This window comes from Streptomyces sp. NPDC057424, assembly GCF_042803315.1.
Taxonomy (GTDB): Bacteria; Actinomycetota; Actinomycetes; order Streptomycetales; family Streptomycetaceae; genus Streptomyces.
The window spans coordinates 1-18,144 of record NZ_JBHVCP010000006.1 but is presented as its reverse complement, the minus strand read 5'-3'; the positions used below and the strand labels follow the sequence as shown (position 1 = coordinate 18,144).

Annotated in this window: 18 protein-coding genes; 12 read left to right on the top strand and 6 right to left on the bottom strand. The window is 71.2% G+C overall.

Annotated features, from left to right (window positions below; genetic code table 11):
• Positions 1-75 precede the first annotated feature (75 nt).
• Complete coding sequence (locus tag ACFU3E_RS07670; protein ID WP_384153603.1) at positions 76-1,473, top strand: nicotinate phosphoribosyltransferase; 1,398 nt, start codon at positions 76-78, stop codon at positions 1,471-1,473.
• A gap of 113 nt (positions 1,474-1,586) precedes the next feature.
• Positions 1,587-2,177: a nicotinamidase gene (locus tag ACFU3E_RS07665; RefSeq protein ID WP_384153600.1), complete on the top strand. Its 591-nt coding sequence runs from the start codon at positions 1,587-1,589 to the stop codon at positions 2,175-2,177.
• A 36-nt stretch (positions 2,178-2,213) separates the two neighbouring features.
• On the opposite strand, the gene ACFU3E_RS07660 is transcribed toward ACFU3E_RS07665, so the two are convergent.
• Both ACFU3E_RS07660 and ACFU3E_RS07655 read right to left on the bottom strand, forming a co-directional pair.
• Positions 2,214-2,558, bottom strand: coding sequence for a hypothetical protein (locus ACFU3E_RS07660; RefSeq protein WP_384153597.1), 345 nt, complete (start codon positions 2,556-2,558; stop codon positions 2,214-2,216).
• Positions 2,559-2,680: 122 nt separating this feature from the next.
• Positions 2,681-5,029, bottom strand: a complete 2,349-nt coding sequence (locus ACFU3E_RS07655) for an immune inhibitor A domain-containing protein (protein ID WP_384153594.1) — start codon at positions 5,027-5,029, stop codon at positions 2,681-2,683.
• A 416-nt stretch (positions 5,030-5,445) separates the two neighbouring features.
• On the opposite strand from ACFU3E_RS07655, the gene ACFU3E_RS07650 reads away from it, so the two are divergent.
• Positions 5,446-5,724, top strand: coding sequence for a hypothetical protein (locus ACFU3E_RS07650; protein ID WP_384154015.1), 279 nt, complete (start codon positions 5,446-5,448; stop codon positions 5,722-5,724).
• Between the two features lie 45 nt (positions 5,725-5,769).
• On the opposite strand, the gene ACFU3E_RS07645 is transcribed toward ACFU3E_RS07650, so the two are convergent.
• Positions 5,770-6,453, bottom strand: coding sequence for an RDD family protein (locus ACFU3E_RS07645; protein ID WP_384153590.1), 684 nt, complete (start codon positions 6,451-6,453; stop codon positions 5,770-5,772).
• Between the two features lie 60 nt (positions 6,454-6,513).
• A complete protein-coding gene (locus tag ACFU3E_RS07640; protein ID WP_384153587.1) occupies positions 6,514-8,178 on the bottom strand; it encodes an RDD family protein in 1,665 nt (554 codons plus the stop codon).
• A gap of 243 nt (positions 8,179-8,421) precedes the next feature.
• Between ACFU3E_RS07640 and ACFU3E_RS07635 the strand changes: the two genes are divergently transcribed.
• Complete coding sequence (locus tag ACFU3E_RS07635) at positions 8,422-8,832, top strand: SsgA family sporulation/cell division regulator (protein ID WP_384153584.1); 411 nt, start codon at positions 8,422-8,424, stop codon at positions 8,830-8,832.
• Between the two features lie 28 nt (positions 8,833-8,860).
• Here the strand turns inward: ACFU3E_RS07635 and ACFU3E_RS07630 are convergent, their stop codons facing one another.
• On the bottom strand, positions 8,861-10,276 hold the full coding sequence (locus ACFU3E_RS07630) for an FAD-binding oxidoreductase (protein WP_384153581.1): 1,416 nt from the start codon (positions 10,274-10,276) through the stop codon (positions 8,861-8,863).
• Positions 10,277-10,368: 92 nt separating this feature from the next.
• Between ACFU3E_RS07630 and ACFU3E_RS07625 the strand changes: the two genes are divergently transcribed.
• Positions 10,369-11,799, top strand: a complete 1,431-nt coding sequence (locus ACFU3E_RS07625; protein ID WP_384153578.1) for a tetratricopeptide repeat protein — start codon at positions 10,369-10,371, stop codon at positions 11,797-11,799.
• Positions 11,800-11,850: 51 nt separating this feature from the next.
• On the opposite strand, the gene hppD is transcribed toward ACFU3E_RS07625, so the two are convergent.
• Positions 11,851-12,996 carry a 4-hydroxyphenylpyruvate dioxygenase gene (gene hppD / locus ACFU3E_RS07620; RefSeq protein WP_384153575.1) on the bottom strand — a complete coding sequence of 382 codons (1,146 nt, stop codon included), beginning with the start codon at positions 12,994-12,996 and terminating at the stop codon, positions 11,851-11,853.
• 123 nt (positions 12,997-13,119) lie between these two features.
• Between hppD and ACFU3E_RS07615 the strand changes: the two genes are divergently transcribed.
• From ACFU3E_RS07615 to ACFU3E_RS07585, 7 genes are read left to right on the top strand one after another with little or no spacing between them, the layout of a single operon-like run.
• Entirely contained in the window at positions 13,120-13,590 is a 471-nt protein-coding gene (locus ACFU3E_RS07615) for an Lrp/AsnC family transcriptional regulator (RefSeq protein ID WP_248507875.1), read from the top strand.
• A gap of 18 nt (positions 13,591-13,608) precedes the next feature.
• Positions 13,609-14,256 (top strand): ABC transporter permease, encoded by a 648-nt coding sequence (locus ACFU3E_RS07610; RefSeq protein ID WP_384153571.1) that lies wholly within the window; start codon positions 13,609-13,611, stop codon positions 14,254-14,256.
• Positions 14,249-15,508 carry a betaine/proline/choline family ABC transporter ATP-binding protein gene (locus tag ACFU3E_RS07605; RefSeq protein ID WP_384153568.1) on the top strand — a complete coding sequence of 420 codons (1,260 nt, stop codon included), beginning with the start codon at positions 14,249-14,251 and terminating at the stop codon, positions 15,506-15,508. Before ACFU3E_RS07610 ends, ACFU3E_RS07605 begins: the two co-directional genes overlap by 8 nt.
• Positions 15,505-16,305, top strand: a complete 801-nt coding sequence (locus ACFU3E_RS07600) for an ABC transporter permease (RefSeq protein WP_384153565.1) — start codon at positions 15,505-15,507, stop codon at positions 16,303-16,305. Before ACFU3E_RS07605 ends, ACFU3E_RS07600 begins: the two co-directional genes overlap by 4 nt.
• Complete coding sequence (locus tag ACFU3E_RS07595; protein ID WP_384153562.1) at positions 16,302-17,267, top strand: glycine betaine ABC transporter substrate-binding protein; 966 nt, start codon at positions 16,302-16,304, stop codon at positions 17,265-17,267. The genes ACFU3E_RS07600 and ACFU3E_RS07595 overlap by 4 nt, the downstream gene beginning before the upstream one ends.
• A 60-nt stretch (positions 17,268-17,327) precedes the next feature.
• The gene (locus tag ACFU3E_RS07590; protein ID WP_384153559.1) at positions 17,328-17,912 is read left to right on the top strand and encodes an ArsR/SmtB family transcription factor; all 585 of its coding nucleotides are present in this window, start codon (positions 17,328-17,330) and stop codon (positions 17,910-17,912) included.
• A 1-nt stretch (position 17,913) separates the two neighbouring features.
• A complete protein-coding gene (locus ACFU3E_RS07585) occupies positions 17,914-18,093 on the top strand; it encodes a hypothetical protein (protein WP_384153556.1) in 180 nt (59 codons plus the stop codon).
• Positions 18,094-18,144 lie beyond the last annotated feature (51 nt).

The following is an 18,144-nucleotide window of genomic DNA, read 5'->3' as shown; positions in this document are numbered from 1 at the left end:
GGCCTGGCCGCAAGGCGATCGCGTCCCGCGGGACAGCAATCGTCAGATTGACGAAATGGGGGTACGCTCCTCTTCATGAACACAGCGGACCTTGGGCTGCCGGAAGAAGAAGGGCGCGAAGCGCTGCCGCGGAAGGACGGTGGCGGGCGCCGGGTGGGCGTTCCCTCGACGGCGCTCTTCACGGACCAGTACGAGCTGACGATGCTGCGGGCCGCCCTCGCGTCGGGCACGGCCGAGCGGCGGAGCGTGTTCGAGGTCTTCACCCGGCGGCTGCCGGACGGACGCCGCTACGGCGTCGTGGGCGGCACCGGCCGGGTGCTGGACGCGGTGGAGAACTTCCGCTTCGACTCGGCCGTGCTGAACTTCCTGCGCGAGCGGGAGATCGTCGGCGAGGAGACCCTGGACTGGCTGGCCGGCTACCGGTTCAGCGGGGACATCTGGGGCTACCCCGAGGGCGAGGTGTACTTCCCGGGCTCGCCGATCATGCGGATCGAGGGCACCTTCGCCGAGTGCGTGCTGCTGGAGACCGTGATCCTTTCGATCCTCAACCACGACTCGGCGATCGCGGCGGCCGCCTCACGCATGTCGGCCGCCGCGGGCGACCGGCCGCTGATCGAGATGGGCGCCCGGCGCACCCACGAGCTGGCGGCGGTGGCGGCCTCCCGGGCCGCGTACGTCGGGGGCTTCGCGACCACCTCCGACCTGGCGGCCGGCTTCCGCTACGGCATCCCCACCGTCGGCACCTCCGCGCACGCCTTCACCCTGCTGCACGACAGCGAGCGGGACGCCTTCCAGGCCCAGGTGAACACGCTGGGCCGGGGCACCACGCTGCTGGTGGACACCTACGACGTCGCCGAGGCGGTCCGCACGGCCGTCGAGGTCGCCGGGACCGAGCTGGGCGCGGTGCGGATCGACTCCGGCGACCTGCTCCTGGTCGCGCACCGGGTGCGCCGGCAGCTGGACGAGCTGGGCGCGACCGGCACGAAGATCGTCGTGACCTCCGACCTGGACGAGTACGCCATCGCCTCGCTGGCCGCGGCGCCGGTGGACGCCTACGGCGTCGGCACGCAGCTAGTCACCGGCTCCGGCCACCCGACCTCCTCGATGGTCTACAAGCTGGTCGCGCGGGCCGAGTCCGCCGACCCGAACGCACCGCTGGTGCCGGTGGCGAAGAAGTCCAGCGGCGGCAAGACGTCGGTCGGCGGACGCAAGTGGGCCGCGCGGCGGCTGGACTCCCACGGGGTCGCCGAGGCCGAGGTGATCGGCACCGGGCCGGTGCCGGCCGGGCTCGCGGACCGGCAGCTGCTGGTGGAGCTGGTCAAGGGGGGCGAGGTGGCGGCGCGCGAGCCGCTGGACGCGGCGCGGGACCGGCACGCGGCGGCGCGGGCGGGGCTTCCGATGTCGGCGACCCAGCTCTCGCGCGGGGAGCCCGTCCTTCCGACGGAGTACCTGCACGAGACCTCGGGTAGCTAGGGGATGTGCCGTGACGCGCCGACCCGTGACCCCTCCCGTCCGCTCCCCTCAGTGCATAGGCTCGGTGGTCCACCGGCCGGGCTTGCCGACCTCATAGCCGAAGGACACCGACCATGCGCCGCGCCTTGATCGTCGTCGATGTGCAGAACGACTTCTGCGAGGGGGGCAGCCTCGCGGTGTCCGGCGGTGCCGATGTGGCCGCCGCCGTCACGGAGCTGATCGGGCAGGCGGCCGGGTCCGGCTACCAGCACGTCGTGGCCACCCGCGACCACCACATCGCCCCCGGCGGCCACTTCTCCGCGAACCCGGACTACGCCCGCTCCTGGCCCGCGCACTGCGTCGCCGGCACGGAGGGCGTCGGCTTCCACCCCAACTTCGCCCCCGCGGTCGCCTCCGGGTCGATCGACGCCGTGTTCGACAAGGGGGCGTACTCGGCGGCCTACAGCGGCTTCGAGGGCACCGACGAGAACGGCACCCCGCTGGCCGACTGGCTCCGCACCCGCGAGGTCACCGAGGTCGACGTGGTCGGCATCGCCACGGACCACTGCGTACGGGCCACGGCCCTGGACGCCGCCCGTGAGGGCTTCCGTACGCGGGTCCTGCTGGACCTGACGGCCGGTGTCGCCCAGGAGAGCACCGAGCGGGCCCTGGAGGAGCTGCGCCGGGCCGGCGTGGAGCTGTCGGGCAAGCCCGTCGTGCAGTGACCCCGTCCTCCGGCGGCTCCGGCGGACCCCCGCGGGTCAGGTCTGGGCCGTCGGGCGCCTGAGGAGAGCTCTGATCGGGCGCCACAGCTCCTGGACCAGGTCCGGGCTGCCGACGACACCGTTGTCGGGGGCCGTGCGCCATATGAGGCCGTCGGGGTGGTGGAGGACCGCGGTGATCTCGTCGGGGGTCGGAGGGGCGGCGTTGCCGCGCAGGTAGACCGACCGCATACCGAGGTTACGGAGCCTGGTCAGGGCCCGCGCGCGGTTCACGGAGTGGACGAGGACGCGGACGGCGCCGGGGCCGTCGGCGGCGGGGCTGGGCAGGTTCAGTGCCACCACCACCGTGCCGTTCGGCAGCTTGCAGAAGCCTCCTGCGGCCATGCGCTCATCCCCCCGTGTCGGTCGGTGTCAATAAGAGAGTCACAGGACGCACCTAAACACGGATCGGCGGTGACCCGCCAGTGGGTCACCGCCGATCATGCTCTGACCTGCAAGGATGCGGATTACCTACCCGCGGGGCCGACCTCCAGCTCGATCGTCGAGCCGTTCCTGGCCTCCTTGAGGATCTTGATCTTCGTGTTGGTGTCAGTGATCTTGACACCCGCGGTGGGGTTCGACTCGTCGTAGTAGTCGTTCTTCCGGTCGTTGAAGACCGAGACGCCCTTCGACCCCGGGATGTACTTCGCCACGTCCGCCTTGTGCAGCGTCATGCCGTCGGTGCGGTAGCGGCTGAAGGGCGAGTCGTAGGACTGGATGCGGTTGCGCATCAGCGTGCCGTCGGCCCACTTCAGCGCGTCCGGGTGCGAGTCGATCGGCAGGACCAGACCGGTGCCCTGGTGCTGGCTGGTGTTGTTGTCCGCCTGAGAGGTGTCCCACTTCCAGATCAGCAGGCCGTTCTGGTACGCGTAGTGCTCCACCCAGTCCGGGCGCGCCGTGAAGCCGAAGTTGTACGGGCCGTTCTTCAGCGTCTTGTCGTACGACACGTACTGCCGGTTCTCGGCGATGTAGTACTGCGCGTAGTCCTTGGTGAAGGATGCGCCGATGCGGGAGAAGCCGGTCGCCTTCCACGCCTCGTCCGCGCTCTCGGCGTTGTCGGAGAAGACGGGCGCGCCGTCGGCCGTCACCGTGATCGCGTCGGCCGCGAAGCCCTTCTGGGCCACGCCGCCGTCGGTCTGGTAGCGGAAGCGCAGGTCGATCTTCTTGCCCGCGTAGGCGTCCAGGGAGTACGCCAGCTTCTTGTAGCCGTCGACCGTGCCGTGCAGGGCCGGCTTGTCGCTGCCGTCGCGCGGGATCGGCTGGCCGTCCACCGTGCCGTCGAGAGCGGTCCAGTTGGCGCCGCCGTCGGTCGAGACCTCGGTGTAGAGGTAGTCGTAGTTGGCCTCGATGTCGTACCAGCCGTCGAGGGCCAGCCCGGCCTTCGACGTGCCCGTGAGGTCGACCGAACGCGTCAGCGTGTTCTTGAGGTTGTCGCCGCTGCCGCTCCACCACTGAGTCTTGCCCTCGGCGGGGGTGACGACCTCGGTGGTGACCGCCTTCTTGGGGAGGTCGACGACCAGCGCCTGCTTGTGCTTGGTGTTGTACTCGGCGACGCCCAGCTTGTGCCAGGAGTTGACGCCGGCCTTGGCCGTGTCGTAGTTCAGCCAGCCCAGCTGCAGCTTGTCCCAGGCGGTCATGTCGCCGGGCAGGTCACCGATCTCCTTCTTGCCGGTGCCCAGCCAGGAGCCGGACGACATCAGCGTCCAGAAGCCGGTGGAGTTCTCGCCGCCCGCGGTGTCGTAGTGGTCCGGCAGACCGAGGTCGTGGCCGTACTCGTGGGCGTAGACGCCGAGTCCGCCGTTCTCCGGCTGGACGGTGTAGTCACCGACCCAGATGCCGGTGTCGCCGATCTTCGCGCCGCCGAGCCTGTTGTTCTCGGGGCCGGTGGCGCCGGCGTCGGTGCCGAAGGCGTACCAGCGGTGGGCCCAGATCGCGTCGGTGCCCTGGGCGCCGCCGCCCGCGGACTCGTCCTCGCCGGCGTGCACGATCTGGAAGTGGTCGATGTAACCGTCGGGCTCGTTGAAGTCGCCGTCGCCGTCGAAGTCGTAGCGGTCCCACTCGTCGAAGCGCGCGACGTCGGCCTTGATCTGCGCGTCGGTCCTCCCCGCTGCCTTCTGCTGGGAGACCCAGGCGTTCAGACCGTCGCTGACGACGTTCCACACACTCGGGCAGTTGGTGTCACCGCAGGCGTTGTTGCCGTAACGGGCCTCGTTGTAGGGGACCTTGACCCAGTCGGAGACCTCGCCGTCGACCGAGTAGCGGCCCGAGGACTGCTTCTCGTAGTAGGTCTTGACCGAGTGGACGCCCTTGCCGGAACCGAAGTACAGGTCCTGGAAGTAGTCCCGGTCGTAGTCGGCGCGCCAGGCCGTGGAGTTGTCCTTCTTGCGGTCGGGCTTGGCTATCCGGTTGTGCAGCGGGCCCGGGGTGCCGCCGTAGCGGCTGTCGATCTGGTCGCCGAACTCGACCAGGATCGTGAAGATCTTGTCGGTCTTCTCGCGGCCGAGCTCGACGTACTTGGCGTCGCCCTTCTTGCTCTTGAGCTGGACGACCTTCGAGCCCTCGCGGTTCTTGACCTTGCTCTTGCCCGACAGGACCTGATTCAGGGCCTCCTGGCGCTGCGCGTCCCGCGTCTTGCTCAGCGGGCCTTCGAGGTCGTGCTCGTCGTGGTGACGATCCGCCGGGTCGTGCCGGTCCACGGTGGTGGACCGGGGAGCCGAGGCGTCGTCCGCCACCGCGTACGTCGAGGCGGTGGCGGTGGCCGCCGCGAGCGCCACGCTTATGGCGGCCGCTCTGAACGTCCAGGTTCTACTGGTCACTTGAGATCCTCCCCCGCGTTCGGGCGCGCGGCAGGCAGGGTCCCGGTCATGGAAATCCGCGCGCGCGTGATCAACGCGTGTAGTCAAGTGACGACATTTGACTAGAGGTTTAGAAGAAAAGACAGACCTTGACTTGGACAGGTCAAGTGCACTATGCGGAGGCGACGTTCGTTTTACGGACAACCAGACGGTTGCCCCACGGCCCTCCCCACCGGCCGTGCGGGCGCGTGCATATGTCCACTACGTGGACGTCATGACTCCGTGCGCCCCCTGTGCACCGCCCTTGTTGATTAGGTCACGCTTACCGCCGGTTCCGGTCGGGCACCCTGCCGGTGAGAATGTCGGACGGCGCAACGCCCGGAAGCCGGCGCAATGCCAGGCCGACACCCCCGTGGACCCCCACTTTCGAGGACATGATGGCCATGCCCCGTCCGACTGCCGCACAGCTCGCCTACGGTTCGTGCACCGTGATCTTCTCGACCCTCGCCATGCTGCTGCTGTCTCGGACGAGTTCGGGCGCGGGGATCGCGGTCATCTCCGTCGCGGCGCTCGCCCTCGGACTGCTGGTCGCCATGACGGTGCCGCTGCCCGGGAAGCGCACGGCAGCGGTGGAACAGCCCGCACCCAGGGAACCGGTACGGGCCTCGGTCCCGGCGCCGGCCCCGGAGCCGGTGCGCGAACGGGCGGCCTCCTGACCGTCCGTTGCCTGTTCTTGTACCGCTCGGCGTTCCCCACCTGCCTCAATCAGTGCTGACCACGACCGTTTTCGCTGCCTTGTCGTGCAGGCCCTGCTTGTAGGGCCGGTCGAAGAAGCTCCAGCCGCCCGAGATCGCGGTCCAGACGCAGGCGCAGCAGAAGGCGAACGGGATCCACAGCACCGCGGCCCGCATCAGCGCGTTCTGCACGGAGGGCGTCGCGCCGTTGTCCAGGTTGGCGACTCGCATGTGCAGCAGCTTCTTGCCGAGGGTCTGGCCGGTCCTCGCGGTCAGGACGGTGTCGTAGGCGATGTAGAGGACGGCGGCGACCGCCGACTGCCAGAACGACTTGCTGATCTCGATGCGGTCGCTGTCCACGTCGTACTCGTTGACGTTGAAGCCCCACGTGAGCAGCCAGACGACGACACCCACCAGGATCATGTCGATGATGCGGGCGAGCGTGCGCTTGCCGCTGTCGGCGAGCGGGGGCATGCCGGCGAGGGGGTCGGTCGGGTAGGAGCCGCCGCCGTACGGATCACCGCCGTAGGGGCCCCCGGCGCCGGGTGAGCCGCCACCGGGACCGCCCGGGCCGCCACCCTCGTACGGCGGGGGTTCGCTGCCGTAGGGCGAGCCCGTGCCCTCGCCGGGCGGCTCGCTCGGGGGGCGCTTCCTGAACGGGTCGTCGTCCGGGGGCTGCTGACCGGAGCCGGGGGGCGGTTCACTGCTCATGGCCCGAGTCGACCGCGAACTCCCGGGCTCCGCATCCGGCAGACGGCCGTCCGAGGGAGCTCAGCCCGCCACGAACGTGTGCGCGGCCTTGTCGTGCCAGCACTGGCGCCAGGGCCGGTCGAAGAGGCACCAGGCGACGCCGACGACCCCGACGACGAGGAGCCCCGGCACGCTGTAGACCAGCCAGCGGCGCAGGGCCGCGCCGAACTCGGGGGTGTCGTGGCCCTCGATGTCCCGGACGTCGAGGCCCATCAGCTTCTTGCCGAGGGTGCGGCCCCACTTGGCGGTGGGCAGCACCTCGCAGAGCACGCCGGCGAGCAGCAGGACGGCCAGGATGATGCCGAGGTAGATCGAGGTGGTGCCGTCGAGCAGCCAGACCGTGACGGTCTCGCCGGAGAGCCTGGCCGCGTCGATCTTCTCGTTGACGTGGTCGACCGCCTTGGTGCCGAGCGGTACGGCGGCCCCGGCGGTGAGCGCGGCCAGGACGACGGTGTCCAGCAGCCGGGCGGCCAGCCGTTTGCCGAGCCCGGCCGGGCGGGCCTCCGCCTGGCGCCGGGCGGCCGCCTGGAACACGTCATCGACCGGCGGCTTCCAGGGCGCGACGGGCTGCTCGTCACCGCCGCCGGCTCCGGCGAGCCGGTGCACCTGCTGCGCCCAGGAGGTCTGACCGCCGCCGGGGCCCGCGCCGAGGGGAGTGCCGGAGGAGGCGGCGGCGCCGGGCTGGGCGCTGCCGGGCCCGCCGGACTGCGGAGGGACGGTGGGGGCCGCCTGGGGCCCGGACAGCGCCGTCGGTGCGGCCCCGGCGGCCTGCGCGGCGACGCCCCCGGCCCCTGCGTGGGCGGCGGAGGCCCGGGCGGCGGCCGCCTTGCCGGCGCCGAAGCCGGGCCCTGCGGAGCCGCTCCCGGAGTCGGCCGGCCCGGCCTGCGCCCCGAACGCGGGTCCGGACGGGCTCCCGCCGAAACCGGACGCCGCCGCACCACTGCCCGAGCCGGCCGGCCCGAAGCCGGAGCCCGCCGCCCCGCCCTGCGCAGCGGATCCGGCCCCCGCCGGACCACGGTCCGGACCGCCCTGTCCCCCGGCGGGTTTCGAGCCGCCGCCGGCCTGGCCCGTGCGCGGGGCCACCGCGCGGAACGTCATCGTGCCGTCGTCGGGGGCGTCGGTGGAGGCTCCTCCCCCGGGCTGCCCCGTGGGACGGCGGAACACGAACGTGCCTCCCCCCGCCGCGGCGTTCACCTCCTGGTCGGCCGGAGGGGTGTTCGCCGTGCCGTCGGTGCGGGCGGGGTCCCCGTCGGAACGCCGGCCGGCGTGCGCCACCCTCGGGTCGCCGCTCGGCGCGCCCTGCGGGGTCGCGCCCTGCGCTCCCTGCGGCGCGCCCCACGAGACGCGGCGGTCCTGGTCGCCGCCGAAGCCGGACTGCCGGGAGCGGTCGGCACCCCAGGCGGAGGCCGGTTCGGGACGGCTGCCGTGCTGGGCGTCGGCGGGGGACGGCTCCCCGACCGGGTCCTCGTCGAAGAAGTGCGGGCCGGTCTCCTCGACCGAGGCGGGCTGCGCCGCCCCCGCTCCGGGCGGCGGCGCGAGCGACTCGCCCTCCTTGGGCGCCGGACGGCTGGTGCCGGGCACCCAGGAGGCACCGTTCCAGTACCGGACATATCCAGGAATGGACGGGTCCGGGTAATACCCTTCGCGGGGCCTGTCGTCACCGGGGGCCGGGGTTGGGGCGCTCATGTCCGTCGTCCCGTATCTGCTCGGGGGCCAAATGGGGCTCCACATCTATCAGACGTGCGCAAGCCCCACCGCCGCTCCCACGGGACCCGCCCCTTTCGAGCACCGATGTGCTACGCACCGCGCCGCTCCGGCGGCTCCCCGTGCGAAAAAACTTCCGGCAAGGCGCGTAATGCCGCGGCCCCTGCCCGCTCTCTCCTCCTGACCGGCCCTCGCGGGCAGCCGTCAGGAGAAGGGAACACCGCCATGCACACCGTGGTGGAGCGGGAACTGGAGCTGAATCTCGTCCTGTCGCCGGAGCGCAGGATCCCGGTGCCGGCCCGGCTCGGGTATCTGACCGACGACCCCTACGCCGTCCACGTCACCTTCCACATCGACACCGGGCATCCCGTGTACTGGACGTTCGCCCGGGAACTGCTGGTGGAGGGCGTGTTCCGGCCGTGCGGGCAGGGGGACGTGCGGGTGTGGCCGACGAAGACCGAGGGGCGCAGCGTCGTGCTGATGGCGCTGAGTTCACCCGACGGGGAGGCCCTGTTGGAGGCCCCGGCGGCGGCGGTGTCGGCCTGGCTGGAGCGCACGTTGCGGGTGGTCCCGCCGGGGACGGAGGGTGAACAGCTGGGGCTGGACGACGAGCTGGCCCAGTTGCTCGCCCAGTGAGACCGGTGCAGCCGGCGGGCGGCGTCCGTCAGAAGAGCTTGCCCGGGTTCAGGATGTTCAGCGGGTCGAAGGCCTGTTTGACGGCCCGCTGCATCTCCATGCCCACGGGGCCGATCTCGCGGGCCAGCCACTCCTTCTTCAGGACTCCGACGCCGTGTTCGCCGGTGATGGTGCCGCCGAGCTCCAGGCCGAGGGCCATGATCTCGTCGAAGGACTCGCGGGCGCGCCGGGACTCGTCGGGGTCCGCCGGGTCGAAGCAGACCGTCGGGTGGGTGTTGCCGTCACCCGCGTGGGCGACGACACCGATGGTGAGCTGGTACTTCTCAGCGATCCGGTCGACCCCGTCGAGCATCTCGGCGAGCCGGGAGCGCGGCACGCACACGTCGTCGATCATCGTCACGCCCTTGACCGCCTCCAGCGCGGTGAGCGACAACCGCCGCGCCTGGAGCAGCAGTTCGGACTCGGCCAGGTCGTCGGCGGGGACGACCCGGGTGGCGCCGGCCGCCTCGCACAGGGCGCCGACGGCGGTGAGGTCGGCGGCCGGGGCGGGGGTGTCGAACGCGGCCAGGAGCAGGGCCTCGGTGCTCTCGGGGAGTCCCATCTGCGCCATGTCGTTGACGGCCTTGACCGTCGTACGGTCCATGAGTTCGAGGAGTGACGGGACGTGGCCGCCCTCCATGATCCGGCACACGGCGTCGCAGGCCTCGGCGGCCGAGGCGAACTCGGCGGCCAGCACCAGCTGCTCGGGCGGCTTGGGGCGCAGCCCGAGGACGGCCCGTACGACGATGCCGAGCGAGCCCTCGGAGCCGACGAACAGCCGGGTGAGGTCGTAGCCGGCGACGCCCTTGGCGGTGCGGCGGCCGGTGGACATCAGGCGGCCGTCGGCGAGGACGACGTCGAGACCGAGGACGTACTCGGCGGTCACCCCGTACTTCACGCAGCACAGGCCGCCGGAGGCGGTGCCGATGTTGCCGCCGATGGTGCACATCTCCCAGCTGGAGGGGTCCGGCGGGTAGTACAGGCCGTGTTCGCCGACGGCCCGGGACAGGGCGGCGTTGATGACGCCCGGTTCGGCGACGGCGATGCGGTCGACCGGGTTGATCTCCAGGATCCGGTCCATCTTCGTCAGGGACAGCACGATGCAGCCGTCGGAGGCGTTGGCGGCGCCGGACAGGCCGGTGCGGGCGCCCTGCGGGACGACGGGGACGCGCAGGGCGGTGGCGGTGCGCATCACGTGCTGGACCTGTTCGGTCGTGCGGGGCAGCACGACCACGGCCGGGGTGCCGGCCGGGCAGAAGCTCGCCATGTCGTTGGCGTAGGACGCCGTGACGTCGGGATCGGTGAGGACCGCTTCGGCGGGGAGGCCGTTGAGCAGCAGGTCCACGAGGTTGCCGGTCGCTGCGGTGTCCTCGGAGCGGGGCGCTTCGATACGGCTCATGATCACAGGTTCGCACCCGGGGCCATCGGTGTGAACCCCGTCGGCTGCACCCTTCACCTGCCCGGGTGTGGTCGTCGTGCTGACGCACAGTGAGCGCCATGGAGAACCAGCAGGAGGGTCCGGTACGGCGGGAGAGCGGTTCGAAGCGCCGCGTGCGCAGCCGACCGGTGCTGCTCGCGTCCGTCGCGGGGTGTGCCGTGCTGGGCGGGGTGCTGGTGCTGCTGCCGAGGGAGCCGCCCGCCGCGCCCGTTCCGCCGTCGCCGGGGGCGCTGGCCCTGGCGGCGGTCGGCAGCGGGGTGCCGGCCTCGCTGCCCGGCCTGGCGGAGCTGGTCGACGAGCGGGAGAAGGCCGTACGGACGCGGCCCGGGGACGCGACGTCCTGGGCGGTGCTCGGGGCGGCCTATACGGAGCGGGGGCGGCGCCTCGCCGACCCGGCGTACTACCCGCGGGCGGAGAAGGCGCTGCGGATGTCGCTGAAGGTGCGGCCGCAGCGCAACACCCGGGCCCTGGCGGGGCTTGCCGCGCTGTCGAACGCCCGCCGGGACTTCCGCGCCGCGCGCCGGTGGGGCGAGGCCGCGCTGAAGCTGGAGCCGCGGCGGTGGACGACGTATCCGCTGCTCATCGACGCCTACACCGGGCTCGGCGAGCACAAGGCGGCCAAGCGGACGCTGGACCGGCTGACGGAACTGCGCTCCGGCCCGGCCGTGCTCGCGCGGGCCGCGGCCGTGTACCGGGACCGGGGCTGGCGGGAGGACGCCGCGGCCGCGCTGGCGGACGCGGCGGCGGGCGCGCGGGCGCCGGCCGAGCGGGCCGCCTACCTGGAGCGGGCCGGGCAACTGGCTTGGGAACGCGGGGACTTCGATGTCGCGCTGCGGCACTTCCGGGAGGCGGTCCGCCTCGACCCCGACCAGCGTGCCGCGCAGGCCGGGCAGGGCCGGGTCCTGGCGGCCCTCGGGCGGACGACGGAGGCCCTGCACGCCTACCGGGCTGCCCTCGCGAAACAGCCCTGCCCGCGGTACGCCCTGGAGCTGGGCGAGTTGTACGAGTCGCTGGGCATGCCGGAGGCGGCCCGGGTGCAGTACGGCCTGCTGCGGGAACGGGTGCGGCGCGCCGCCGCGGGCGGGGCCGACGAAGAGCTGGTGCTGGGGCGGTTCGAGGCCGACCACGGCGATCCGACGGCGGCGGTACGGCGGCTACGGGCGCAGTGGAAGCGCCAGCCCGGGACGGATGTCGCCGACGCGCTGGGGTGGGCGCTGTACCGGGCCGGGGAGCCCGGGGAGGCCTTGCGGTTCGCGCTGCGGGCGACGCACCCCGAACGCGGGGGCGGGGTGCGTGACGCGCTGTCCATGTACCACCTGGGCGCGATCGAACGGGAGCTGGAGCGCTACGGCGCCGCCCGCCGGCACCTCGCGGAGGCACTGCGGATCAACCCGCACTTCTCTCCTCTGCACGCGCAGGCGGCCCGGGAGGCGTCGCAGGCCCTGGGAGAGCCACCGGACGTGGAGGTTCCGGAGATGGACGGGCACTGAGCTCGTGCGGGTGCCCCGTGGCACCCGCACGGGCTCGGTGGGGCGATCGGGTCACAGGTTGCCGCGGCGGGCCTGCTCGCGCTCGATCGCCTCGAACAGGGCCTTGAAGTTGCCCTTGCCGAAGCCCATCGAGCCGTGGCGCTCGATGATCTCGAAGAAGACGGTCGGACGGTCCTGGACCGGCTTGGTGAAGATCTGCAGCAGGTAGCCGTCCTCGTCGCGGTCGGCGAGGATCTTCAGTTCGCGCAGGGTGTCGATGGGGACGCGGGTCTCGCCGACCCACTCCCCCAGCGTGTCGTAGTAGGAGTCCGGCGTGTTGAGGAACTCGACGCCGGCCGCCCGCATCGTACGGACCGTCTGCACGATGTCGTTGGTGTTGAGCGCGATGTGCTGCACGCCCGCGCCGCCGTAGAACTCCAGGTACTCGTCGATCTGGGACTTCTTCTTGGCGATGGCCGGCTCGTTGATCGGGAACTTGACCTTGAGCGTGCCGTCGGCGACGACCTTCGACATCAGCGCGCTGTACTCGGTGGCGATGTCGTCGCCCACGAACTCCTTCATGTTCGTGAAGCCCATCACCTTGTTGTAGAAGGCGACCCACTCGTTCATGCGGCCGAGCTCGACGTTGCCGACGCAGTGGTCGATCGCCTGGAAGGTGCGCTGGGCGGGCGGCTCGACCATCGGCCGGGCCGCGACGAAGCCGGGCAGGTAGGGGCCGTCGTAGCCGGAGCGCTCGACCAGGGTGTGGCGGGTCTCGCCGTAGGTGGCGATGGCGGCCAGGACGACCGTGCCGTGCTCGTCCTTGCGCTCGTACGGCTCGGCGACCGAGCGGGCGCCGTGCTCCAGGGCGTAGGCATAGGCGGCGCGCGCGTCCGGGACCTCGATGGCGAGGTCGACGACACCGTCGCCGTGCTCGGCCACGTGCTGCGCGAGGAAGTGGCCCCAGTCGGTGGTGGGCTTGATGACCGAGGTGAGGACGAAGCGGGCCGAGCCGTTCTCCAGGACGTACGCAGCGGTCTCGCGGTTGCCGTTCTCCGGTCCGGAGTACGCGACCAGCTTCATTCCGAAGGCGGTGGAGTAGTAGTGCGCCGCCTGCTTGGCGTTGCCCACGGCGAAGACGACCGCGTCCATTCCCTTGACCGGGAAGGGGTCGGCCTGCCGGGCGGTGTCGGGAGTGTGGTGTGTGGTCTGCGTCATAGCCGCAGGGTCTCCCCACTCGGCAAGGTGCGCAATAGTTTGCGTTTCGGCTGGGCAATCTGTTCAGTAATACGGCCGATGCGACGGCCCTTCTGTACAGGATGACCATGCCGGGAGGCTGCTGTGGCGATCGATCATCTGGACGGCCGGATCATCCTGCTGCTGGCGCGGGAGCCGCGGATCGGGGTGCTGGAGATGTCCCGGCGGCTGGGGGTGGCCCGAGGCACCGCGCAGGCGCGGCTGGACCGGCTTCAGTCGAACGGAGTCATCCGCGGATTTGGTCCGGAGGTGGATCCGGCCGCGCTCGGCTACCCCGTCACGGCGTTCGCCACGCTGCAGATCCGGCAGGGTCAAGGCGCCGACGTACGGGCCCACTTGGCGACCGTGCCGGAGGTGCTGGAGCTGCACACGACCACCGGCACCGGGGACATGCTGTGCCGTCTCGTGGCCCGCTCCAACGCCGATCTCCAGCGTGTGATCGACCGGGTCGTCGGTTTTGATGGCATCGTCCGGGCCTCCACGGCGATCGTCATGGAGAACCCCGTTCCGCTGCGGATCATCCCGCTCGTGGAGCAGGCCGCGGAGGAGACCTGACGTCTGGGGTGAGCGCGTGTGAACTTCTGGGAGTACCTGGTCAGCCGGCACCAGCAGCTGCTCGCGGACGCCTACCAGCACGCGAGCGCCGTCTTCCAGTGCATGGTTGTGGCGACCCTGCTCGGGGTGCTGATCGGCGTCGCCACCTACCGCAGCGAGTGGGCCGGGAACCTCGCGACCACGACCACCGCCACCATCCTGACCGTGCCGGCGCTCGCCCTGATCGGTCTGCTCATCCCCATCGTGGGCCTCGGCGTGCCGCCCACCGTGATCGCGCTGACGCTGTACGGGCTGCTGCCGGTCGTGCGCAACGCGATCGTCGGACTGCGCGGGGTCGACCCGACGCTGGTGGACGCGGCCACGGGCATCGGGATGTCCCGGCCGGCCCGGCTGCTGCGGGTCGAGCTGCCGCTGGCCTGGCCGCCGATCCTGACCGGGATCCGCGTCTCCACCCAGATGCTGATGGGCATCGCGGCCATCGCCGCGTACGCCTCCGGCCCCGGTCTCGGCAACGTCATCTTCCGCGGCCTCGCCTCCCTGGGCAGCGCCAACGCGCTCAACCAGGTCCTCGCGGGCACGCTCGGCATCATCGTCCTGGCGCTGCTGTTCGACGCCGCGTACGTCCTGATCGGACGGCTGACCATTCCCAGGGGGATTCGTGCCTGAGACCGGCGACCACGGCGCCTCCATCGAGCTGGAGAGCCTGACCAAGCGCTACCCCGGCAGTGCGCAGCCGGCCGTGGACAACGTGAGCATGGAGATCAAGGCGGGCGAGGTCGTCGTCTTCGTCGGCCCGTCGGGCTGCGGGAAGTCGACCACGCTCAAGATGATCAACCGGCTGATCGAGCCGACCGGCGGCCGCATCCGCATCGGCGGCGAGGACGTCACCGACATGGACCCGGTCAAGCTGCGCCGCAAGGTCGGCTACGCCATCCAGTCCGCCGGGCTCTTCCCGCACATGACGGTCGCGCAGAACATCGGGATCGTCCCGAAGATGATCGGCTGGCCGAAGACCCGGATCAAGGAGCGGACGGAGGAACTGCTCGACCTCGTCGGCCTCGACCCCGCGGAGTTCCTCGGCCGCTACCCGCGCCAGCTCTCCGGCGGGCAGCAGCAGCGCGTGGGCGTGGCCCGGGCGCTGGCCGCCGATCCCCCGGTGCTGCTGATGGACGAGCCGTTCGGGGCGGTGGACCCGATCACCCGGGACCACCTCCAGGACGAGCTGATCCGGCTGCAGCACGAGCTGCACAAGACGATCGTCTTCGTCACCCACGACTTCGACGAGGCGATCAAGATCGGCGACCGGATCGCGGTGCTGCGCGAGCGGTCGCACATCGCGCAGTTCGACAGCCCCGAGGCGATCCTGACCAACCCGGCCGACGACTTCGTGTCCGGCTTCGTGGGCGCCGGTGCGGCGCTGAAGCGGCTGAACCTGACCCGCGTACGGGACGTGGAGATCACCGACTATCCGACGGTCATGGTCGACGACCCCCTGCAGCAGATCTTCAACCGGCTGCGGGCGAGCGGCACCAGCGAGATCCTGCTGCTCGACCGGCGCGGCCGCCCCTACAAGTGGCTGCGGCGCGGCGACCTGATGCGGGCCCGGGGCTCACTGGCCCGGGCCGGAACCCTGGTGCACGACACGGTCACCCGGGACGCCACCCTGCGGGACGCGCTGGAGGCGGTGCTCACCGACAACGCCGGGCGGGTGGCGGTGACCGGGCGGCGCGGGGAGTACACGGGCGTCGTCGACATGGAGACGCTCATGAACTCCGTGCACGAGATGCTGGAGGCCGACCGGCTCGACGCGATGGAGCACCAGCACGAGCTGGAGTCGCTGCGGGCCGCGCAGACGCACGCGGAGCAGGAGGGGGCCACAGGCCCGGCGGGCGTGAGCGGCCCGGGAGGGGAACGGTGACGGCCACGGAGGTCGAGGAGACCTCCGAGCCTCTAGACGAGGCGCCCCCACCGGAGCGCCCGCCCGCCCGTCTGACCTGGCAGAAGCTGACGCTCCTGCCGGTCACCCTGATCGCCGTACTGCTCGCCACCTGGCTCTGGTTCCAGCAGGCCGACCTGGACGCGCTCACCCGCAACGCCCTGTCGGGCGGCCAGGTGACCAAGGCGCTGTGGCAGCACATCCAGCTGACCGTGATCTCCACGTTCTTCGTGCTGATCATCGCGATCCCGCTGGGCATCCTGCTGACCCGCGGGGTGATGAGCAGGGCCGCCCCGGTGGCCATGGCGTTCGCCAACATGGGCCAGGCGACCCCGGCGATCGGACTGCTGGCCCTCCTGGTGATCTGGCTGGGCATCGGCCGCAGGGCCGCCCTGATCGGCATCATCATCTACGCCATCCTGCCCGTGCTCGCCAACACGATCGCCGGCCTGAAGGCGAACGACCCGACCCTGCTGGAGGCGGCCCGCGGCATCGGCATGTCCCCGATGGGGGTGCTGACCCGGGTGGAACTCCCCCTCGCGGTCCCGCTGATCCTGGCGGGCGTGCGCACGGCCCTCGTCCTGAACGTCGGTACGGCGACCCTGGCGGTCTTCGGCGGGGGCGGCGGTCTCGGCGTGCTGATCACGACCGGCATCACCAACCAGCGGATGCCGGTGCTGGTGCTGGGGTCGATCCTCACGGTGGTGCTGGCGCTGCTGGTCGACTGGCTGGCGTCGATCGCCGAACTGATGCTGCGGCCGCGGGGGTTGCAGCCATGAGGCGGCGTACGTGCCTGCCGGCGGCGGGCCTGCTGTTGGCGGCGGCCGGCTGCGGCCTGACCAGCGGCTCCCCCCTGACCGATGACGTGAAGCCGGGCTCGATCGGCCGGGGTGAGCCGCTGAAGGGCGCGCATCTGACGGTGACGTCGAAGTCGTTCACCGAGCAGCTGATCCTCGGCGCGATCATGGGCATCGCGTTCGAGGCGGCCGGCGCGGACGTGATCGACCGCACCGGCATCCAGGGTTCCATCGGCAGCCGGGAGGCGGTCCGCAAGGGCGACGCGGACGCCGGGTACGAGTACACGGGCACGGCCTGGATCACGTACCTCGGGCACAGCGAGCCGATCACCGATCCGCAGCAGCAGTGGGAGGCGGTGAAGAAGGAGGACGCGAAGAACGGGCTGGCCTGGCTGCCGCCGTCGGCACTCGACAACACGTACGCGCTGGCGATGAACCAGGAGAACGCGAAGAAGTACGGCACGAAGACCATGTCGGACGTGGCGAAGCTGGCGAAGACCGACCCGGGGGCCGTGAAGCTGTGCGTGGAGGTCGAGTTCGCGAACCGGGCGGACGGGTTGCCGGGCATGCAGAAGGCCTACGGCATGAACGTCCCGGCGCGGAACATCACGCAGATGGACACCGGGATCATCTACACGCAGACCGCGCAGGGCAACTGCACGTACGGGGAGGTGTTCACCACCGACGGGCGCATCAAGTCCATGAACCTGGCGGTGATGGAAGACGACAGGAAGTTCTTCCCCAACTACAACGCCGCGCCGATGATCAACGCGAAGACGTTGAAGGAGTGGCCGGAGATCGCGGAGGTCCTGAACCCGGTGACGGCGAAGCTGAACAACTCCGTGGCGCAGACGCTGAACGCGAAGGTGGATGTGGAGGGGGAGGATCCGCACCAGGTGGCGCTGGACTGGCTGGTGGAGGAGGGGTTCGTCAGGGAGGGGTAGCCACGGCCAAGTTACAAAGAATCCCTTGCAAGGGTTTCTTTGCAAGGAGAGCTTTGCACCGTGACCGAACCCCAGAACCCACAAGTACGGCAGCTCGATGCCCGATCCCTGCGCGGACTCGCGCACCCCCTGCGGATGCAGTTGCTGGACGCCCTGCGCTTCGGCGGCCCGGCCACCGCCTCGCAATTGGCCGCGAAGCTGAGCGAGTCCAGCGGGGCCACGAGCTACCACCTGCGCCAACTCGCGGAGTACGGCTTCGTCGAGGACGCTCCCGAGCGGGGCAAGGGGCGCGAGCGGTGGTGGAAGGCGGCCTACCGCGGCCTGCGTTTCGACACCGACCTGCTCGACAACTCGGACCCGGCGGTACGCGGCGCTGCGGACATGTACCTCCACGAGGTCGCCACCACACAGACCCGGGATCTGTCGACGTGGCTGGGCAACCGCGGCTCATGGACCGAGGAGTGGCGCCACGTCGGAGACATGAGCAGCGCGACCCTGCGACTGACGCCCGAACTGACGCAGGAGCTCGTCGAGAAGATGCACGCGCTGATCGAGACCTACCGCGACCGCGCGGCGGCCGAGGACACCCCCGGCGCCGAGCAGGTCCGCCTCCACACCCACGCCTTCCCGATCAGGACGGACTGAGATGCACCCCGACATCCACCTCGCCCTGCACCACGCCCGCGCCGCCGAACTCCGTGCCGAGGTCGACGCCCATCCCGCCACCGGGCGCCGACGAGACCTCCGTACGCTCGTCGGCTGGACCCTCGTGGAGGTCGGTTTAAGGCTCGCCACCCGGCCGGGGAGGGCAGCCCCCGCCCACTAGTAGTGCTTGGTCAGGTCGGTTGTGGTGGTGCGTGTCTTCTTGGCTCGGTGT

Bases quoted from the DNA above. Each gene is read 5' to 3' on its own strand.
- ACFU3E_RS07660 (WP_384153597.1), bottom strand. From the start codon at position 2,558: ATGGCCGCAGGAGGCTTCTGCAAGCTGCCGAACGGCACGGTGGTGGTG.
- ACFU3E_RS07665 (WP_384153600.1), top strand. From the start codon at position 1,587: ATGCGCCGCGCCTTGATCGTCGTCGATGTGCAGAACGACTTCTGCGAG.
- ACFU3E_RS07650 (WP_384154015.1), top strand. From the start codon at position 5,446: ATGGCCATGCCCCGTCCGACTGCCGCACAGCTCGCCTACGGTTCGTGC.
- ACFU3E_RS07670 (WP_384153603.1), top strand. From the start codon at position 76: ATGAACACAGCGGACCTTGGGCTGCCGGAAGAAGAAGGGCGCGAAGCG.
- ACFU3E_RS07585 (WP_384153556.1), top strand. From the start codon at position 17,914: ATGCACCCCGACATCCACCTCGCCCTGCACCACGCCCGCGCCGCCGAA.
- ACFU3E_RS07625 (WP_384153578.1), top strand. From the start codon at position 10,369: ATGGAGAACCAGCAGGAGGGTCCGGTACGGCGGGAGAGCGGTTCGAAG.
- ACFU3E_RS07635 (WP_384153584.1), top strand. From the start codon at position 8,422: ATGCACACCGTGGTGGAGCGGGAACTGGAGCTGAATCTCGTCCTGTCG.
- ACFU3E_RS07595 (WP_384153562.1), top strand. From the start codon at position 16,302: ATGAGGCGGCGTACGTGCCTGCCGGCGGCGGGCCTGCTGTTGGCGGCG.
- ACFU3E_RS07645 (WP_384153590.1), bottom strand. From the start codon at position 6,453: ATGAGCAGTGAACCGCCCCCCGGCTCCGGTCAGCAGCCCCCGGACGAC.
- ACFU3E_RS07640 (WP_384153587.1), bottom strand. From the start codon at position 8,178: ATGAGCGCCCCAACCCCGGCCCCCGGTGACGACAGGCCCCGCGAAGGG.
- hppD (WP_384153575.1), bottom strand. From the start codon at position 12,996: ATGACGCAGACCACACACCACACTCCCGACACCGCCCGGCAGGCCGAC.